We start from the raw sequence: 17,879 nt of genomic DNA, 5'->3' as shown, positions 1-17,879 counted from the left end.
AACCTGGCACGCAGGCACGGCCTTCGCGGACTTCCCTTCCGACTGCTGATTCCGCTGGTGGCCGTCGTCGATACGTCACAGCGACTCCGCTTCGATGCTCCGTTGCAAGGATCGGTCGCCACGACGACGTGGAGCGTCATCCGCCTCGTTGCGGTGGCTGTCATCCTCGCCGTAGCAGGGCACGCGGTGATCTCCTCGCGGTCTCGACCATCCGCCGGACAGGCGCGCAGGTAGCCGGATTCAGCCGCCGGGGTTGAGAGATCCGGACCCTGGCGCGGCACCTGCCGGTCACCGATCCGTCATCTCCCACACCAGCAGTTCCGCCCCCGTCACCGCCACCGCCTCCAGGTCCTTGGCGTCCGTGATCCGCGCCACGTCCCCCGGCCGCAACTCCTCACCGTCCAGCCGCACTTCGCCACGCACCACGTGCAGGTACAGGTACGGCGCGTCCGGAACCGCCGTCCGCTCCCCCGCCCCCAGACGCCTTACATGGAGCATCGCGCCCGCCTCCGGGACCGCGTACGGGGTGGAGTCGGCGATGCCGTGGACGACCTCGTAGACCGGGTCGCCGCCGGGTGTCAGGGGGGACAGCCACATCTGGACGAAGACCAGAGGGGTCTCACCGTCGTTGCGTTCGACGTGGCGGACGCCCGCCCCCGCGCTCAGGCGCTGGACGTCGCCGGGGCGGATCACCGATGTGTGGCCCGTGGAGTCGCGGTGGGTCAGTACGCCCTCCACCACCCATGTGACGATCTCCGTGTGGCTGTGCGGGTGCTCGTCGAAGCCGGCACCCGGTGCGAGCCGCTCCTCGTTGCAGGCGATCACCGCGCCGAAGCGGAGGTTGTCCGGGTCGTAGTGCGGGCCGAAGCTGAAGGCGTGCAGGGACTCGATCCCGGCGGCAGGGTCCCCTCCGCGGTAGCGCTCGCCGGCGCGCCGTACGTCCATCACAGCCCCCACCGTAGCCCCGCACCTCCCGCGCTCAGGGACCCCCGCCACACGGTCCCGTCCCGATAAGGCAGTCTTGTCCCCGTGCCCGAACCCGAAGCCCGCCTCACCGAGCCCGCAGCGCATTCCATCCATCCGCACGCCGCGACCCTGAAGCGGCTGGAGAAATCGTCCGGAAGCCTCGCCGCGCAGGCCATCGCGCGCATGGACGAGACGCTGCCGTGGTACCGGGCGATGCCTCCGGAGAACCGTTCCTGGATCGGGCTGGTGGCTCAGGCGGGTATCGCCGCGTTCACCGAGTGGTTCCGGCACCCGGACGCCCCGCAGGCCATCTCCACCGACGTGTTCGGGACCGCCCCGCGCGAGCTGACCAGGGCGATCACCCTGCGGCAGACCGTGGAGATGGTGCGCACCACCATCGAGGTCATGGAGTCCGCCATCGACGAGGTCGCCGCCCCCGGCGACGAGTCCGTGCTGCGCGAGGCGCTCCTGGTGTACGCGCGGGAGATCGCCTTCGCCACCGCGCAGGTCTACGCCCAGGCCGCCGAGGCCCGCGGCGCCTGGGACGCGCGGCTCGAGTCGCTCGTCGTGAACGCCGTGCTCAGCGGGGAGGCCGACGAGGGGGCCGTCAGCCGGGCCGCCGCACTTGGCTGGAACTCGCCTGAACATGTGTGCGTGGTGCTGGGTACGGCGCCCGACGGTGACAGCGAGTTGACGGTGGAGGCCATTCGACGGGCTGCCCGGCACGCCAAGTTGCAGGTCCTCACCGGGGTGCTCGGGGACCGGCTCGTGGTCATCGCCGGCGGCAGTGACAATCCGCTCGCCGTCGCCAAGTCGCTGATCGGGCCGTTCGCCGCCGGGCCGGTCGTCGCCGGGCCGATCGTGCCCGATCTGCTCGCCGCCACCCGGTCCGCGCAGGCCGCCGCCGCGGGACTGAAGGCGTGTTCTGCCTGGCAGGACGCACCGCGCCCGGTCCTGGCGGACGATCTGCTGCCGGAGCGCGCGATCGCAGGCGATCCGAGCGCGCGCGAGCAACTGGTGGAGGAGATCTACAGACCGCTGGAGGAGGCGGGCTCGGCGCTCCTGGAAACGCTCAGCGTGTATCTGGAGCAGGCGTCCAGTCTCGAGGGCGCCGCACGCATGCTCTTCGTTCACCCGAACACCGTCCGCTACCGGCTCCGACGTGTGACTGACGTCACCGGTTGGTCGCCCTCTGATGTACGCTCCGCGTTCACGTTGCGGATCGCGCTGATCCTGGGGCGTCTGGCCGAGGGTGATCCCCAGACCTAGTCTTTTGTCGGGGGCCCACAAAACCCCCTGCGGTTCTTCGTCCTTGTCCCCACGGGCGGCCCCGGCCGTCCCCAAGAGAGAGTGTGAGAGTGCTCGTACTCGTCGCTCCCGGCCAGGGCGCCCAGACGCCCGGCTTCCTGACCTCCTGGCTCGACCTCCCCGGCGCCGCCGACCGCGTCGGCGCCTGGTCGGAGGCCATCGGACTGGACCTCGTCCACTACGGCACGCAGGCCGACGCCGACGCCATCCGGGACACCGCCGTCGCCCAGCCGCTGCTGGTGGCCGCCGGGCTGCTGTCCGCCGCGGCACTCGGTATCGACACACTTGCCGCTGACGCGGCGGGCGTCCCCGGTGCCGTCGCCGGACACAGCGTCGGTGAGATCACCGCGGCGGCCTTCGCGGGCGTCCTCGGCGACACCGCCGCGCTGACCCTGGTCCGCAAGCGGGGCCTGGCCATGGCGGACGCCGCCGCGATCACTCCCACCGGCATGTCGGCCCTGCTCGGCGGCGACCCCGAGACGACGATCCCGCACCTGGACAAGCTCGGCCTGACCCCGGCGAACGTGAACGGCGCCGGGCAGATCGTGGCCGCCGGCACCCTGGAGCAGCTCGCCGCCCTGGAGGCGGACAAGCCCGAGGGTGTGCGCCGGGTCGTACCGCTGAAGGTGGCCGGCGCCTTCCACACCCACCACATGGCCCCCGCGGTCGACGCCCTCGCGCACGCCGCCGAGGCGCTGACGCCCGCCGACCCGCAGGTCACATACGTCTCCAACAAGGACGGCCAGACCGTCGAGACCGGAGCCGAGGTGCTCAAGCGCCTGGTCGGCCAGGTCGCCAACCCGGTCCGCTGGGACCTGTGCATGGAGACCTTCGAGAAGCTGGGCGCGACCGCGCTGATCGAGGTGTGCCCCGGCGGCACCCTCACCGGCATCGCCAAGCGCGCGCTGCCGGGCGTCAAGACCCTCGCCCTGAAGACCCCCGACGACCTCGACGCGGCTCGCGAACTCGTCGCCGAGCACAGCGCCTGATCAGGAGAGCGAGAGCATGTCGAAGATCAAGGCACGCAAAGGCGCCCCCTACGCGCGCATCCTCGGCGTCGGCGGGTACCGTCCGGTCCGGGTGGTGCCGAACGAGGTGATCCTGGAGAAGATCGACTCCTCCGACGAGTGGATCCGCTCCCGCTCCGGCATCGAGACCCGGCACTGGGCGAACGACGAGGAGACCGTCGCCGCGATGTCGATCGAGGCGGCCGGCAAGGCGATCGCCGACGCCGGGATCGCCGCCGACCAGATCGGCGCGGTCGTCGTCTCCACCGTCTCGCACTTCAGCCAGACCCCGGCCGTCGCCACCGAGATCGCCGACAAGCTCGGCACGGACAAGGCCGCGGCCTTCGACATCTCGGCGGGCTGCGCGGGCTTCGGCTACGGCCTCACGCTCGCCAAGGGCATGGTCGTCGAGGGCTCCGCGGAGTACGTCCTCGTCATCGGCGTGGAGCGGCTGTCGGACCTGACGGACCTCGAGGACCGGGCCACCGCCTTCCTGTTCGGCGACGGTGCCGGCGCGGTCGTCGTGGGTCCCTCCGAGGAGCCGCACATCGGTCCGACCGTGTGGGGTTCCGAGGGCGACAAGTCCGAGACGATCAAGCAGACGGTGCCGTGGAACGCCTTCCTCCCCCACTCTCGGCTTCGCTCGAGCGGGGGCACCCCCACCGGCGACGTCTCCCAGCTCCCGGTGGACAGCGAGGGCAACGTCAAGTTCCCCGCGATCACTCAGGAGGGCCAGGCGGTGTTCCGCTGGGCCGTGTTCGAGATGGCGAAGGTCGCCCAGCAGGCGCTGGACGCGGCCGGGATCACCCCGGACGACCTGGACGTCTTCATCCCGCACCAGGCCAATGTGCGGATCATCGACTCGATGGTGAAGACTCTGGGGCTGCCGGAGCACGTCACGGTCGCCCGTGACATCCGCACCACCGGCAACACCTCGGCCGCCTCGATCCCGCTCGCGATGGAGCGGCTCCTGGCGACCGGCGAGGCGAAGAGCGGCGACACCGCGCTCGTCATCGGCTTCGGGGCGGGTCTCGTCTACGCCGCCACGGTCGTTACCCTCCCCTAGGCACTCCGTGCCGGATCATGCGGTCCGGTGCGGGAACTGCACCACCTGCCGCTGACGCGGCGGGCGCCACACCCTGATGGATATCTACGAAGGAGCGCCTGACATGGCCGCCACTCAGGAAGAGATCGTCGCCGGTCTCGCCGAGATCGTGAACGAGATCGCCGGGATCCCCACCGAGGACGTCCAGCTGGACAAGTCCTTCACCGACGACCTGGACGTCGACTCGCTGTCCATGGTCGAGGTCGTCGTCGCCGCCGAGGAGCGCTTCGACGTCAAGATCCCCGACGACGACGTCAAGAACCTCAAGACGGTCGGTGACGCCGCCGAGTACATCCTCAAGCACCAGGCCTGATCGACCGATCACCTGGGCAGACAGCCGGGCGCCGGGCCAGTGGTCCGGTCGCCGGGCCGTTGCCCCGCCACCCGGCGGTGGCGCCGCTGAATCCTCGTATCCGTTGGAGAAAGAATTCCCGTGAGCTCGACCAATCGCACCGTGGTCGTCACCGGTATCGGCGCAACCACACCGCTGGGTGGCGACGCGGCCTCTACCTGGGATGGCCTGATCGCCGGCAAGTCCGGTGTCGGACCCCTGGAGCAGGACTGGGCCGCCGAGCAGGCGGTCCGCATCGCCGCGCAGATCGCCGTGGAGCCGTCCGAGGTCATCCCGCGGCCCCAGGCCCGCCGTCTGGACCGTTCGGCGCAGTTCGCGCTGATCGCGGCCCAGGAGGCCTGGAAGGACGCCGGTTTCACCGCCAAGGCGGGCGAGGACGCAAGCGTCGACCCCGACCGGCTCGGCGCGGTCATCGCCTCCGGCATCGGCGGTGTGACCACCCTGCTCGATCAGTACGACGTGCTGAAGGAGAAGGGCGTCCGCCGGGTCTCCCCGCACACCGTGCCGATGCTGATGCCGAACGGCCCGTCCGCGAACGTGGGTCTGGCCGTGGGCGCCCGCGCCGGTGTGCACACCCCGGTCTCCGCCTGCGCCTCGGGCGCGGAGGCCATCGGCTACGCCATCGAGATGATCCGCACCGGCCGCGCCGACGTGGTCGTCGCCGGCGGTACGGAGGCGGCGATCCACCCGCTGCCCATCGCCGCGTTCGGCAACATGATGGCGATGTCCAAGAACAACGACGACCCGCAGGGTGCCTCGCGTCCCTACGACGTCGAGCGTGACGGCTTCGTCCTCGGAGAGGGCGCCGGCGTCCTGGTCCTGGAGTCCGCAGAGCACGCCGCCAAGCGCGGTGCCCGCGTCTACGCGGAGGCGGTCGGCCAGGGCATCTCCGCCGACAGCCACGACATCGTGCAGCCCGAGCCCGAGGGCCGCGGCATCTCGCACGCCCTGCACAACCTGCTGGACAACAGCGACCTCGACCCCGCGGAGATCGTGCACGTCAACGCGCACGCCACCTCGACGCCCGCCGGTGACATCGCCGAACTGAAGGCGCTGCGGAAGGTGTTCGGGGACCACGCGGACCACATCGCGGTCTCCGCGACCAAGTCGATGACCGGTCACCTTCTCGGTGGTGCGGGCGGTGTGGAGTCGGTGGCGACCGTGCTCGCGCTGTACAACCGGGTGGCGCCGCCGACGATCAACGTGCAGAACATCGACCCGGAGGCCGAGGCCAACGCGGACGTCGTCCGCGGGGAGGCCCGGAAGCTGCGGGCCGAGGGCCGTATCGCCGCGCTGAACGACTCGTTCGGGTTCGGCGGCCACAACATGGTGCTGGCGTTCCGTACGGTCTGATCAGCACCCGCCGCTACGCATGAGGGGCCCCCACCGGCTGGTGGCGGCCCCTCATGTCGTGTGCGGAGGTCTTCAGACCACCTGGTGCAGCCAGCGCACCGGCGCTCCCTCGCCCGCGTACCGGAACGGTTCCAGTTCGTCGTCCCACGGCTTGCCCAGGAGCCGGGCCAGTTCCGCCTCCAGGTCGCTCTCGCCGCGCTGGGAGCGGATGAGGGCCGCGCGCAGCCGGTCCTCGGGGATCAGGATGTCGCCGTGGATGCCGGTGACCGCGTGGAAGATGCCCAGGTCGGGGGTGCAGCTGTACCGCTCGCCCTCGGCGGTCGGGCACGGTTCCGCGGTGACCTCGAAGCGCAGCAGCTGCCAGCCGCGCAGCGCGGAGGCGAGCTTGGAGGCGGTGCCGGTCTCGCCCTGCCAGGAGAACTCCGATCTCCAGGTGCCGGGGGCGGCGGGCTGCCGGATCCAGTCGAGGTTGACGCGGGTGCCCAGCACGCCCGCGACGGCCCACTCGACGTGCGGGCACAGTGCGCGGGGCGCGGAGTGCACGTACAGGACTCCACGTGTCGTCACCTGAACCTCCGGGCAGAGCGCCACATCTTGTAACTTTACGGAACGGGCGTGGCAAGGGCGGCCACGGGGCGAGGCTACCGTGCGGCAGGCCGAGGAGTGTGACGTACCGTCGGTCCCGTTGCCCGTGAATGCCGAGGTTTCACCCAAGGGGACGCGGGCCTGACCCAGCGTGTTCGAAGCGCTGCCGAACGAGGGGACCAGCGATGCGGAAGCGAAGTCACCGCTTCAGGGCCGTCGCCGCGGTCGCGGCCGCGGTCGTCCTGGGGCTCGCCGGGTGCGACGCCTCGGGCGGCGACGGGGAGCGGGGCACCGCGCCGTCGTCGCGGCCGTCCCCGAAGCCGGTGTGGAACCGCTCCCCCGACTCGATCGCCGCCGTCGGCGACTCCATCACGCGCGGCTTCGACGCCTGCACGGTGCTGTCCGACTGTCCCCAGGCGTCGTGGGCGACGGGCACCGACGCCGGCATCGACAGCCTGGCCGTACGGCTGCTCGGGGCCACCGGCGCCGCGGAGCGCAGCTGGAACTACGCGGTGACCGGGGCGCGGATGGCCGACCTGGCCGGGCAGGTCGCGCAGGCGGTGCAGCGCAGGCCGGAACTGGTGACGGTGATGGTCGGGGCCAACGACGCCTGCCGCTCCTCCACCTCGGCGATGACTCCGGTCGACGACTTCCGGGAGCAGTTCGAGGACGCGATGGCCGTCCTGCGGCGGTCGCTGCCCAAGGCACAGGTGTACGTCTCCAGCGTGCCGAACCTGATGCGGCTGTGGTCCGAGGGCCGCACCAGTGCGCTCGGCAAGCAGGTGTGGAAGCTGGGCATCTGCCCGTCGATGCTGGGCGACGCGGACGCGCTGGACGCCGCCTCCACCCGGCGGCGCGCCACGGTGCAGTCCCGGGTGGAGGAGTACAACCAGGTCCTGAAGGAGGTGTGCGCCAAGGACCGGCGGTGCCGCTTCGACGGCAACGCGGTCTTCGACTACCGCTTCGGGCCCGCGCAGTTGAGCCCCTGGGACTGGTTCCACCCGAGCAGGAACGGACAGGCACGACTCGCCGAGATCGCCTACCGTGCCGTCACCGCCGAGGATCCCGTGACCTAGGGTTTCCACATGAGCGAACTTTTCGGCACCCTTTCCGACGGCACGGCGGTCCACCGCTGGACGCTGGAGCGGGGCGGGGTGCGGGTGCGCGTCCTGTCGTACGGCGGGATCGTGCAGTCGGCGGAGGTCCCGGACCGGGAGGGGAGCCGGGCGGACGTGGTGCTGGGCTTCCGGGATCTGGACGGCTATCTGCGCCATCCGGAGCCGTACCTCGGGGCTCTGGTCGGGCGGTACGCCAACCGCATCGCGGGCGCCCGCTTCCCGCTGGACGGCCGGACCTACGCGCTGGAGCCGAACAACGGCCCCAACTCGCTCCACGGCGGGTCGCGGGGGTTCGACAAGCGGGTGTGGGACGTCGAGCCGGTCGAGCACGGCGTCCGGCTGTCCCGGGTCAGCCCGCACGGCGAGGAGGGCTTCCCGGGTCGGCTCGAGGTCTCGGCGACGTACACCCTCGACGCGGACGGCGCGCTGCGGATCGTGTACGAGGCGGTCACGGACGCGCCGACCGTGGTGAACCTGACGAACCACTCGTACTGGAACCTCGAGGGTTCCGGGAACGCGGGCGGCCACGAGCTGAGCATCGCGGCCTCCCGGTACACCCCGGTGGACGCGGACCTGATCCCGACGGGAGCGCTCGAGACCGTCGAGGGCAGCCGTTTCGAGTTCCGGGAGTCCCGGAAGGTGGGCTCCGGCTACGACCACAACTTCGTGCTCGACAAGGGTGTGACGCGGACCCCGGTGGAGGTCGCACAGCTGCACGCCCCGGCGTCCGGACGCCTGCTCACCGTGTCCACGACCGAGCCCGGCCTGCAGCTCTACACGGCGGACCACCTCGGCGCCCCGTTCGCCCCCGGCGACGGCATCGCACTGGAGACCCAGCACTTCCCGGACTCCCCGAACCGCCCGGACTTCCCGAGCACGCGGCTGCGGCCGGGCGAGGTGTACCGGTCGGAGACGGTGTACGGCTTCTCGGTGCGCTAGGGGGTGTTTCGGCCCGGAAGAACGACGAGCCCCGGTCCGGCCGTCAGGTCCCGGACCGGGGCTGTTCGTAGGGGGACTCGGCCCCGCGTCAGACGTTAATCGTCGTCGTGACCCCGTGGCCGGGAATCGAGCGGCCGACCAGGATTTCGTACGAACCTTTCACAAACACCCACGCGTGCGCGCTCGTGCCGCATCTTCGGCGTCCCTCAGAGGCGTCGCTCCGGCCCGCGGGCACCGGCCCTGTCTCCGGTCGGCGAGTCGTTCGGGGCGGCCTCGCGGGAGGCACCGGCGTACCTGCCGGGGCAGCCGTCAGGGCAGTGGGTGATCCGCTCGCCCTCGGAGTCCTCCTCCGTCTCCCGGGCGTTCTCCTCGCCCAGCAGGTCCCGGGCCAGCAGCGTGGCTCCCGCAACCGCGCCCGGCATCAGGAAGACGGCGACGAACGGGACGAGGAAAGCAAGGCCGAGGGGGGTGCCGAAGCCCCAGACGAGCAGCTTGCGGGAGCGCAACAGGGTGAGGCGGTCGCGGAGTTCGACGCTCCGGCGCTGGAGCGCCACGGCGGTGAGTTCCTCGGTGAGGAAGAAGCCGGTGACGAAGAAGCCGATGACCGGGACGACGGTCTGGCCGACGAACGGCAGGAAGCCGAGGGCGAAGAGCAGGACGCCCCAGAGTGTGGCCCGTACGAGGACGCGGAGGCTGTCACGGGCCGATATCCACATCTCCCGGTGGAGGGGCAGGCCCGACTCGGGCGCCGTGCCGTCCGGGGAGACGTCGCGGTCGACCTTCTCCGAGAGGTTCTCGTAGAAGGGCTGGCCTATGAGGAGGGTGACCGCGGTGAAGGTGAGGACGGCGAGGAGGAGGGCGAGGGCGAACAGCACGACGGTGAGGAAACCGCGGAAGAGCCCGAGCCAGGGGTCCGGCCAGCCGTCGGCGAAGGGGGTGGCCCAGGTGACGAGGTCGTCGCCCCACAGGGCGAGTGCGACGAGCGCCGCCGCGTACAGGACGAGGGTGATCAGCCCCGGCAGGATGCCGGCGCCGTACTGTTTGCCGTGGCGGGCCACCCAGCGTTGGCCCTTGAGGAGATAGCCGAGTCCCGCGCCCAGATCATGCATGGGAAAACCCTATCGGCGCTCACCCTTTCGATTGTCATGATGGCGTCACGGGCACCCGTCATGCCGGTGCCACCGCCGCCCGTCATGCCGGTGCCACCGTCACCACGACCGCCCGCTCCGCCGCCGGGCTCATCGCCGCCGACACCCGTACCGCCGCCGCCCTGGTGACGCGGCCCGCGCGCGGCCGCCGCCAGGAGTAGCGCCTGGATCTGCTCCAGGCCCGTGACGAGGAGTTCCTCGCCCGCCAGAAGGCCGCACCCCACGTCCAGGGGCGCGGCCTTCGCGGTACACAACGACCGTGGTCAGGCGGGCGTCACGGTGAGGCGGACGGTGTTCCGCCGGTCAGAGCTCGACGATCATCTTGCCGACGTTGTCGCCGCGCAGGACGCCGAAGAACGCCTCGAGGTTGTTCTCGATGCCCTCGACGACGGTCTCGCGGTACTTCAGCTCGCCGGAGCGGACCCAGGCGCCGACCTCCTCGACGAACTGCGGCTGCAGGTCGTAGTGGTCGCCGACCAGGAAGCCCTCGATCCGGCCGCGGGTCTGGATGAGCCGGGCGAGGTTCTTCGGGCCGGGGGCGGGCTCGGTGTTGTTGTAGACGGAGATCATGCCGCAGACGGCGATGCGGCCACCACGGTTGAGGGAGCCGATGGCGGCCTCCAGGTGGTCACCGCCGACGTTGTCGAAGTAGACGTCGATCCCGTCGGGAGCGGCGGCGCGGAGCTGCTCGCCCACGGGGCCGTTCTTGTAGTTGAAGGCGGCGTCGAAGCCGTACTCCTCCAGCAGCAGCTTGACCTTCTCGTCGGAGCCCGCGGAACCGATGACCCGGGAGGCGCCCTTGAGCTTGGCGATCTGGCCGACCTGGCTGCCGACGGCGCCCGCGGCACCGGAGACGAAGACGGAGTCGCCCTCCTTGAAGGCGGCGGTGCGCAGCAGGCCGGCGTAGGCGGTGAGGCCGGTCATGCCGAGGACGCCCAGGTACGTGGAGAGGGGCGCGGCCTCGGGGTCGACCTTGACGGCGTTCTTCACGTCCACTGCCGCGTATTCGCGCCAGCCGAAGAAGTGCAGCACGTGGTCGCCGACGGCCAGACCCTCGGCGTCGGAGGCCACGACCTCGCCGACCGCTCCGCCCTGCATGACCTTGCCGAGTTCGAAGGGGGCGACGTAGGACTTGGCGGCGCTCATACGGCCACGCATGTACGGGTCGACGGAGAGGTACTTGTTCCGCACGAGCACCTGACCCTCGCCCGGCGTCGGGACCTCCGCCTCGACCAGGGCGAAGTCCTCGGGCTTCGGCCAGCCGACCGGTCGGCTGAGCAGGTGCCATTCGCGGTTGATCATGACTACGCCTTTCGGATTTACTTCAGTACCTAAAACAACCATGCTCCTGAATATTTCAGTGTGTCAAGTAACCGGGTATCCTAAAGCGCATGGCCACTCCGCGGAAGACACCTCGCCCCGACGCCCTGACTCTGGAAGTCGTCGAGCTCATCGGCGAGGTGGTGGCCCGCTTCTACGAGGACTACGAGACCGCGGCCGGCGAGCACGCGCTGACAGGCGCACAGGCACGCCTGCTCAGCCTTCTGTCGCTGGAGCCGCTGCCGATGCGCAAGCTGGCCCAGAAACTGAAGTGCGAGCCGTCGAACGTCACCGGCATCGTCGACCGCCTGGAGTCCCGCGGCCTGGTCGAACGCCGCCCGGACCCGGCGGACCGCCGGGTGAAGCTGGCCGCGGCGACGGACGACGGCCGCCGCGTCGCGCGCAGCCTGCGCGAGTCACTGCGCTTCGCGAGAGAGCCCCTGGCGGCGCTCACCGAGGAGGAGCGCCATGTGATGCGGGGACTGTTGCAGCGGATGCTGACCTCGGGCACCCCCCAGGGACACTGAGAACGGGTGGTGCCGCAGGCCCTGTCGGCCTCGCGCGCCACCGGGGCGGAAACGGACGAGCGGTCCGGAGCACGGAGTGCCCCGGACCGCTCGGACTGGCAACGTCCCTTACGGATCAGGTCTTCTTTCGGGCCGTCATGATCCGCTGGACCAGGATGAACACACACAGCAGCACACCGGTGGCGATCTTCGTCCACCAGGAGCTGAGCGTGCCCTCGAACTGGATGATGCTCTTGATCAGGCCCAGCACCAGCACACCGAACAGGGTTCCCAGCACGTAGCCGGAGCCACCCGTCAGCAGCGTGCCGCCGATCACGACCGCGGCGATCGCGTCGAGTTCCATGCCGGTGGCGTGCAGCGGGTCACCGGACTGGATGTACAGGGTGAACAGGAGACCGGCGAGCGCCGAGCAGAAGCCGCTCACCGTGTACACGGCGATCTTCGTGCCGCCCTGCGGGAGACCCATCAGCATGGCCGAGTGCTCGTTGCCGCCGATGGCGTACACCCGGCGCCCGAAGCGCGTGTAGTGCAGGACGTAGAACGCCACGGCGAGGACGACCAGCGCGACGATCGCACCGATCGACAGGAAGCCCACCCCCAGCGACACCTGTGCATCGGCCATGCTGCTCACCGAGGCGTCGCTGATGGAGATCGACTCCTTGCTGATGACCAGGCACAGGCCGCGGAAGAGGAAGAGGCCGGCGAGGGTCACGATGAAGGGCTGGATCTCGAAGTTGTGGATCACGTAGCCCATCAGGAAACCGCCGAAGGCGCCCACGCCCAGCGCCAGGGGGATCACGAGCGGCAGCGGCACCCCCTGGCGCTCCACCAGCCAGGCCGTGAACATCGTCGTGAAGCCCATCATCGAGCCGACGGACAGGTCGATGCCGCCGGAGAGGATGACGAAGGTGGCGCCGACGGCCGCGACCAGCAGATAGCCGTTGTCGATGAACAGGTTCAGGAAGACCTGCGGTTCGGCGAACCCGTAGTACTGGTAGCGGCTCAGACCCACGCCGTACATCGCGAGGAAGAGCAGTGCCGTCGCGACGACGGGCAGGCGCTGGTCACCGAGCAGACGTCGGGCCTTGGACGGGGTACGGCTGTCCGGCGCCGTGGGGCTCTGGGTGGTCGCGCTCATCACGACACCTCCATCTTGGGAGCGGCGTCGGCCGCCGCGGCGGTGTCCGCCGGGGCCGCGGCCGGCGTGGTGCTCCCCTTCGTGCCGAACCTGGCACCGAACAGCCTGGCGCGGAACTTCGGGGACTGCAGCAGGCAGACGACGATGACGACGGCGGCCTTGAAGACCAGGTTGGTCTGGGTCGGCACACCGATGGTGTAGATCGTGGTGGTCAGGGTCTGGATGACCAGGGCGCCGACCACCGTGCCGCCGATGGAGAACCGGCCGCCCAGGAGCGAGGTGCCGCCGATCACCACGGCGAGGATCGCGTCGAGTTCGATCCACAGGCCGGCGTTGTTGCCGTCCGCGGCCGAGGTGTTGGAGCTGATCATCAGGCCCGCGATACCCGCGCACAGGGCGCAGAACACGTACACCATGATCTTGATGCGCCGGGACCTGATGCCCACCAGGCGGCTGGCCTCGGCGTTGCCGCCGACCGACTCGACGAGCAGACCGAGTGCCGTGCGGCGGGTCAGCGCGACGGTGACGGCCACGACCACGGCCACCACGAAGATGGAGAACGGCAGCGTCAGCCAGTAGCCGCCGCCGATCAGCTTGTAGGGGTCGCTGTTGACGGTGATGATCTGGCCGCCGCTGATCAGCTGGGCGACACCGCGGCCGGCGACCATGATGATCAGCGTGGCGATGATCGGCTGGATGCCCATCCTGGCGACCAGGAAGCCGTTCCACAGACCGCAGACGACCGCGGCCAGCAGGCCCAGGCCCATGGCGAGCAGCACTCCCGACAGGGCGTTCTGGTCGGCCTGGTGGCTGATGTACGAACAGGCCAGCGCTCCCGTGATGGCCACTACCGCGCCGACGGAGAGGTCGATGCCGCCGGTCGCGATGACCAGGGTCATGCCGACCGCCACCAGGATGAGGGGCGATCCGAACAGCACGATGGAGACGAGGCTGCCGTACAGGTGGCCGCCCGACATCCGCACGGAGAAGAAGTCGGGCGTGAAGGGAACGTTGACGAGCAGCAGGAGGACGAGGACCGCCACCGGCCAGAAGAGGTGGTGCTGGGTCAGCGCTCGCCATCGGGAAGGGGTGGTCACTGGTGCTCTCCGCTCGCGATGGTCTCCAGGATCCGGCTGGTGGTGATCTCGGGCCCGTTGGCGATCTGCGCCACCAGCCGGCGGTCGCGCAGCACTCCGATGGTGTGACTGAGCCGGAGTACCTCCTCCAGCTCGGCCGCGATGTACAGGACGGACATGCCGTCCTCGGAGAGTGAGACCACGAGCTTCTGGATCTCCGCCTTCGCGCCGATGTCGATGCCGCGCGTCGGCTCGTCCAGGATCAGCAGCTTCGGCTGGGTGATCAGCCAGCGGGCCAGCAGCACCTTCTGCTGGTTGCCGCCGCTGAGCTGTCCGACCCGGGCCTCGGGATTGGCGGGGCGGATGTCCAGCGCCTTGATGTACTTGGCGACGAGTTCGTCGCGCTGCGAGACCGGGATGGGCCGGGTCCAGCCGCGCGCGGCCTGCAGGGCCAGGATGATGTTCTCCCGCACCGTCAGATCCGGCACCAGGCCCTCGGCCTTGCGGTTCTCGGAGCAGAACGCGACGCCGGCGCCGATCGCGTCGTTGGGAGCGCTCATCGACACCTGCCTGCCGCCGATGGACAGCTTGCCGCTGTCCGGCTGGTCGGCGCCGAAGAGCAACCGGGCGAGTTCGGTCCGGCCCGATCCGAGCAGGCCGGCGAGTCCGACCACCTCGCCCTTCTTGATCTCCAGGTCGAAGGGGGCGATGCCGCCGGTCCTGCCGAGGCCGTCCGCATGGAGCAGCGTCTCGCCGAGGTCGGAGTGCAGCTGCTGGTCGTGGAGCTCCTCCAGCTGGTCCAGAGCCTTGCCGATCATCAGCTGGATCAGCCCGACCTGGTCGAGCTCGCTGACCAGGTGCTCGCCGACGAGCGTGCCGTTGCGCAGCACGGTCATCCGGTCGCAGATCTCGTAGATCTGGTCGAGGAAGTGCGAGACGAACAGGATCGCCACGCCCTCGTCCTTGAGCCGCCGCATCAGGCGGAACAGCTCCTGGACCTCGTCACGGTCGAGGCTGGACGTCGGCTCGTCCAGGACCAGCACCTTGGTGCCCGAGCCCTGGCCGTCGCTGTCGCCGGTGCCCACCGACCGCACGATCGCGACCAGCTGCTGCACGGCCAGCGGGTACGAGGACAGGGGCGCGGTGACGTCGATGTCGAGGCCGAGCCGGTCCACCAGCTCCGCCGCCTCCTTGCGCATCCGCTTCCACTGGATGCGGCCCATACGGGTCGGTTCACGCCCGATGAAGATGTTCTCCGCCACCGACAGGTTCGGGCAGAGGTTGACCTCCTGGTAGACCGTGCTGATGCCGGCCTGCTGCGCCTGCAGCGGGCTGCCGAACCGCACGGACTTGCCGTCCAGGGTGATCGTGCCGCCGTCCAGGGAGTAGACCCCCGTCAGCACCTTGATGAGGGTGGACTTCCCGGCGCCGTTCTCGCCCATCAGGGCGTGGATCTCGCCGGGGAAGAGCCGGAAGTCGACGCCCGACAGAGCCCGTACCCCCGGAAACTCCTTCACTATGCCCGTCATCTCCAGGACGGGCCGCGGCTCTGCCATGGCAGTGCTCCTCGTGGGATTCGTTCAGGCCCGCAGGGAGCCCCGTGACCGAGGGCTCGGCCGGACGGAGGCTCCCTGCCGGTGGGCGCGGTCGGTCAGTACTTGCGGTTCGGGAGCGCGGCTGCGGCCTGGTCCTGCATGAAGTCGCCCTCCTTGGTCTTGATCCAGCGCTCGACCTTCTGGCCTTCGTGGACCTGCTTCACGACCTCCATGAGCTGGGGGCCGAGCAGCGGGTTGCACTCGACAATGGCGTTGATCTTGCCCTGGGACATCGCGACGAAGCCGTCGTGAACGCCGTCGATCGAGACGATCAGGATGTCCTTGCCGGGCTTCTTGCCCGCCGCCTCGATGGACTGGATGGCGCCGAGGGCCATGTCGTCGTTGTGCGCGAAGAGCACGTTGACGTCCGGGTTGGACTGCAGGAAGGCCGCCATGACCTGCTTGCCGCCGGCGCGGGTGAAGTCACCGGTCTGGCTCACGACGATCTTCCAGTCGTCCTTGTGCTGCGCGTCCATGACCTCCTTGAAGCCCTTGGCGCGCTCGATCGCCGGGGCGGCGCCGGTGGTGCCCTCCAGCTGGGCGATCTTCACGGCACCCTTGTGGCCGGCCTTCTCCAGGACCTTCTCCAGGATCCTCGCGGCGCGGCGGCCCTCGTCGGTGAAGTCGGAGCCGACCAGGGTCACGTACAGCGAGTCGTCGGAGGTCTCCACCGAGCGGTCGGTGAGAACCACCGGGATCTTCGCGGCCTTGGCCTCCTTGAGCACCGCGTCCCAGCCGGTGACGACCACCGGCGAGAAGGCGATGACGTCCACCTTCTGCGCGATGTAGCTGCGGATGGCGGAGATCTGGTTCTCCTGCTTCTGCTGGGCGTCGGAGAACTTGAGGTTGTAACCCGCCTCCTTGGCCGCGTCCTTCACCGAGGTGGTGTTGGCGCTGCGCCAGCCGCTCTCCGAACCGACCTGGGAGAAGCCGAGGGTGATCGTCTTGCTGCCGCCCCCGGAGGAGCCGGAGGAACTGTTGTCCTTCTTGGCGCAGGCCGCCAGGCCGCCCGCGGCCGCCACGCCGACCGCCGCCGTGAGGAAGTTCCTTCTGTTGAGCATGTTCTTCTCCTTTGAAGAGCCGACCCGGGGATGGGACCCGCTGGTGCTTGAGGGGAGCCGGCCGCGGTGCGTCCAGCCTGTCGATCATTGTTCGAAATTTCGGCCACACTGCTGAGGCGGTGCGGCCGACCGGTCGGTCAGTGGGGTACGCCCTCCGTTCGAGCGGCGTACGGGAAAGTGCTGGCGCGGACGACGAGTTGGGGTTCGATCGTGATCCGGGCCGTGGTGGCGGGTGGCCGGCCCTCGATCAGATCCAGGAGCAGCGCGATGCCGCGCTTGCCCACTGCCGAGAAGTCCTGCCGGACGGTGGTGAGAGGAGGAGCGTAGAACTCCGACTCCGGGATGTCGTCGAAACCGACCACCGCGACGTCCTGGGGCGTTCGGACACCCGCCTCACGCAGGGCCCGCAACACCCCCAGTGCCATCTGGTCGTTGGCCGCGAAGACGGCGGTCAGCCCTCGGCCCACCCAGCCGGCCAGTTCCTGGCCTGCGCGGTAACCCGACAGCGGACTCCAGTCCCCGCGCAGCGGCACGGGCGCCTCGACGCCGGCCGCTTCCAGGGTCGCCCGCCAGCCGGCGGCCCGGTCGGCCGCCTCCTGCCAGTCCTCGGGTCCGGCGAGGTGCCAGACCGTGCGGTGGCCGGCGGCCAGCAGATGACTGGTGGCCAGCGTCGCTCCCAGGTGCTGGTCCACACTGACGCCGGGGATGTCGACTCCCGGCGCGCTGCCCACGACCACCACCGGGAAGGGGTAACGGAGTTCGGCGAGAGCGTCCACCGCCGACTGCTGCGGAGCGATGGCGACCACCCCTTCCACTCCGCCCTCGCTGAGGTGGTCCATGGCTTCGGAGAGCGTCTCCATGGTCAGCTTGCGCAGGCTGACCGTCGAGACGAGATACCCCTCGGCACGGGCCGCCTCTTCGAGCGCGAACAGCGTACTGGCCGGCCCGTACAGGGTGGTGTCGGAGGCGACCACACCCAGCGTCCGGGTGCGCCGGGTCACCAGGGCCCGTGCGGAGGAGTTGCGGCGATAGCCCATCTCCTCGATCGCGCGCAGCACCCTGGCCCGTGTCGCGTCCCGCACATTGGGGTGGTCCCCCAGTACACGGGACACGGTCTGGTGGGACACACCGGCCACGCGCGCCACGTCCGCCATGGTGGGCGGTCGGAGTTCACTGTCTGGCACGACCACCCCTCCCCTGGCGCTCGCCTGCCGGTAAGTCCTGCGATGTGGGCGGTTGTCGCCGCGCCGCGGGCTTCACTCCGTGGTTCCGGGATGCCCG

At 70.0% G+C, this 17,879-nt stretch carries 17 protein-coding genes; 8 read left to right on the top strand and 9 right to left on the bottom strand.

What is annotated here, in order from left to right; genetic code table 11:
• Positions 1–288: 288 nt before the first annotated feature.
• Complete coding sequence (locus C3488_RS16300) at positions 289–948, bottom strand: pirin family protein (RefSeq protein WP_258053450.1); 660 nt, start codon at positions 946–948, stop codon at positions 289–291.
• A gap of 81 nt (positions 949–1,029) precedes the next feature.
• Here C3488_RS16300 and fasR point away from each other — a divergent pair, with 81 nt between their 5' ends.
• From fasR to fabF, 5 genes are all read left to right on the top strand, one after another.
• A complete protein-coding gene (gene fasR / locus C3488_RS16295) occupies positions 1,030–2,235 on the top strand; it encodes a fatty acid biosynthesis transcriptional regulator FasR (protein ID WP_103840153.1) in 1,206 nt (401 codons plus the stop codon).
• An 89-nt stretch (positions 2,236–2,324) separates the two neighbouring features.
• Entirely contained in the window at positions 2,325–3,263 is a 939-nt protein-coding gene (locus C3488_RS16290) for an ACP S-malonyltransferase (protein WP_103840152.1), read from the top strand.
• A 16-nt stretch (positions 3,264–3,279) separates the two neighbouring features.
• A complete protein-coding gene (locus C3488_RS16285) occupies positions 3,280–4,347 on the top strand; it encodes a ketoacyl-ACP synthase III (protein WP_103840151.1) in 1,068 nt (355 codons plus the stop codon).
• 103 nt (positions 4,348–4,450) lie between these two features.
• On the top strand, positions 4,451–4,699 hold the full coding sequence (locus tag C3488_RS16280) for an acyl carrier protein (protein ID WP_043440034.1): 249 nt from the start codon (positions 4,451–4,453) through the stop codon (positions 4,697–4,699).
• Positions 4,700–4,819: 120 nt separating this feature from the next.
• Complete coding sequence (fabF, locus tag C3488_RS16275) at positions 4,820–6,091, top strand: beta-ketoacyl-ACP synthase II (protein WP_103840150.1); 1,272 nt, start codon at positions 4,820–4,822, stop codon at positions 6,089–6,091.
• Positions 6,092–6,163: 72 nt separating this feature from the next.
• On the opposite strand, the gene C3488_RS16270 is transcribed toward fabF, so the two are convergent.
• Complete coding sequence (locus C3488_RS16270; protein ID WP_103840149.1) at positions 6,164–6,658, bottom strand: DUF3145 domain-containing protein; 495 nt, start codon at positions 6,656–6,658, stop codon at positions 6,164–6,166.
• A gap of 203 nt (positions 6,659–6,861) precedes the next feature.
• Between C3488_RS16270 and C3488_RS16265 the strand changes: the two genes are divergently transcribed.
• Positions 6,862–7,752 carry an SGNH/GDSL hydrolase family protein gene (locus C3488_RS16265; RefSeq protein ID WP_103840148.1) on the top strand — a complete coding sequence of 297 codons (891 nt, stop codon included), beginning with the start codon at positions 6,862–6,864 and terminating at the stop codon, positions 7,750–7,752.
• Between the two features lie 9 nt (positions 7,753–7,761).
• The gene (locus tag C3488_RS16260) at positions 7,762–8,733 is read left to right on the top strand and encodes an aldose epimerase family protein (protein WP_103840147.1); all 972 of its coding nucleotides are present in this window, start codon (positions 7,762–7,764) and stop codon (positions 8,731–8,733) included.
• A 206-nt stretch (positions 8,734–8,939) separates the two neighbouring features.
• Here the strand turns inward: C3488_RS16260 and C3488_RS16255 are convergent, their stop codons facing one another.
• Both C3488_RS16255 and C3488_RS16250 read right to left on the bottom strand, forming a co-directional pair.
• Entirely contained in the window at positions 8,940–9,842 is a 903-nt protein-coding gene (locus tag C3488_RS16255; RefSeq protein ID WP_103840146.1) for an EI24 domain-containing protein, read from the bottom strand.
• 342 nt (positions 9,843–10,184) lie between these two features.
• Positions 10,185–11,183 carry an NADP-dependent oxidoreductase gene (locus C3488_RS16250; RefSeq protein WP_103840145.1) on the bottom strand — a complete coding sequence of 333 codons (999 nt, stop codon included), beginning with the start codon at positions 11,181–11,183 and terminating at the stop codon, positions 10,185–10,187.
• Between the two features lie 89 nt (positions 11,184–11,272).
• Between C3488_RS16250 and C3488_RS16245 the strand changes: the two genes are divergently transcribed.
• Positions 11,273–11,728, top strand: coding sequence for a MarR family winged helix-turn-helix transcriptional regulator (locus C3488_RS16245; protein WP_103840144.1), 456 nt, complete (start codon positions 11,273–11,275; stop codon positions 11,726–11,728).
• Between the two features lie 115 nt (positions 11,729–11,843).
• Here the strand turns inward: C3488_RS16245 and yjfF are convergent, their stop codons facing one another.
• The 5 genes from yjfF to C3488_RS16220 all read right to left on the bottom strand — a co-directional run bounded on the left by yjfF (position 11,844) and on the right by C3488_RS16220 (position 17,752).
• Positions 11,844–12,866, bottom strand: coding sequence for a galactofuranose ABC transporter, permease protein YjfF (gene yjfF / locus C3488_RS16240; RefSeq protein WP_103840143.1), 1,023 nt, complete (start codon positions 12,864–12,866; stop codon positions 11,844–11,846).
• Positions 12,866–13,963 carry an ABC transporter permease gene (locus tag C3488_RS16235; protein WP_103840142.1) on the bottom strand — a complete coding sequence of 366 codons (1,098 nt, stop codon included), beginning with the start codon at positions 13,961–13,963 and terminating at the stop codon, positions 12,866–12,868. The genes yjfF and C3488_RS16235 overlap by 1 nt, the downstream gene beginning before the upstream one ends.
• Entirely contained in the window at positions 13,960–15,498 is a 1,539-nt protein-coding gene (locus C3488_RS16230) for a sugar ABC transporter ATP-binding protein (RefSeq protein WP_103840141.1), read from the bottom strand. The genes C3488_RS16235 and C3488_RS16230 overlap by 4 nt, the downstream gene beginning before the upstream one ends.
• A gap of 95 nt (positions 15,499–15,593) precedes the next feature.
• The gene (locus tag C3488_RS16225; RefSeq protein ID WP_103840140.1) at positions 15,594–16,598 is read right to left on the bottom strand and encodes an ABC transporter substrate-binding protein; all 1,005 of its coding nucleotides are present in this window, start codon (positions 16,596–16,598) and stop codon (positions 15,594–15,596) included.
• A gap of 137 nt (positions 16,599–16,735) precedes the next feature.
• Positions 16,736–17,752 (bottom strand): LacI family DNA-binding transcriptional regulator, encoded by a 1,017-nt coding sequence (locus C3488_RS16220; protein ID WP_374955423.1) that lies wholly within the window; start codon positions 17,750–17,752, stop codon positions 16,736–16,738.
• Between the last annotated feature and the right edge of the window lie 127 nt (positions 17,753–17,879).

The sequence above is a fragment of the Streptomyces sp. Ru72 genome (assembly GCF_002920635.1).
Lineage (GTDB): Bacteria > Actinomycetota > Actinomycetes > Streptomycetales > Streptomycetaceae > Streptomyces.
Note: the sequence above shows the minus strand (reverse complement) of the source record. Positions and strands in the feature narration are given on the sequence as shown.

What these genes read in the sequence shown, in the direction of transcription:
- C3488_RS16285 (WP_103840151.1), top strand. Translation starts at nt 3,280, where the DNA reads ATGTCGAAGATCAAGGCACGCAAAGGCGCCCCCTACGCGCGCATCCTC.
- C3488_RS16280 (WP_043440034.1), top strand. Translation starts at nt 4,451, where the DNA reads ATGGCCGCCACTCAGGAAGAGATCGTCGCCGGTCTCGCCGAGATCGTG.
- C3488_RS16265 (WP_103840148.1), top strand. Translation starts at nt 6,862, where the DNA reads ATGCGGAAGCGAAGTCACCGCTTCAGGGCCGTCGCCGCGGTCGCGGCC.
- C3488_RS16260 (WP_103840147.1), top strand. Translation starts at nt 7,762, where the DNA reads ATGAGCGAACTTTTCGGCACCCTTTCCGACGGCACGGCGGTCCACCGC.
- C3488_RS16255 (WP_103840146.1), bottom strand. Translation starts at nt 9,842, where the DNA reads ATGCATGATCTGGGCGCGGGACTCGGCTATCTCCTCAAGGGCCAACGC.
- C3488_RS16250 (WP_103840145.1), bottom strand. Translation starts at nt 11,183, where the DNA reads ATGATCAACCGCGAATGGCACCTGCTCAGCCGACCGGTCGGCTGGCCG.
- C3488_RS16245 (WP_103840144.1), top strand. Translation starts at nt 11,273, where the DNA reads ATGGCCACTCCGCGGAAGACACCTCGCCCCGACGCCCTGACTCTGGAA.
- yjfF (WP_103840143.1), bottom strand. Translation starts at nt 12,866, where the DNA reads ATGAGCGCGACCACCCAGAGCCCCACGGCGCCGGACAGCCGTACCCCG.
- C3488_RS16230 (WP_103840141.1), bottom strand. Translation starts at nt 15,498, where the DNA reads ATGGCAGAGCCGCGGCCCGTCCTGGAGATGACGGGCATAGTGAAGGAG.
- C3488_RS16225 (WP_103840140.1), bottom strand. Translation starts at nt 16,598, where the DNA reads ATGCTCAACAGAAGGAACTTCCTCACGGCGGCGGTCGGCGTGGCGGCC.
- C3488_RS16220 (WP_374955423.1), bottom strand. Translation starts at nt 17,752, where the DNA reads ATGGCGGACGTGGCGCGCGTGGCCGGTGTGTCCCACCAGACCGTGTCC.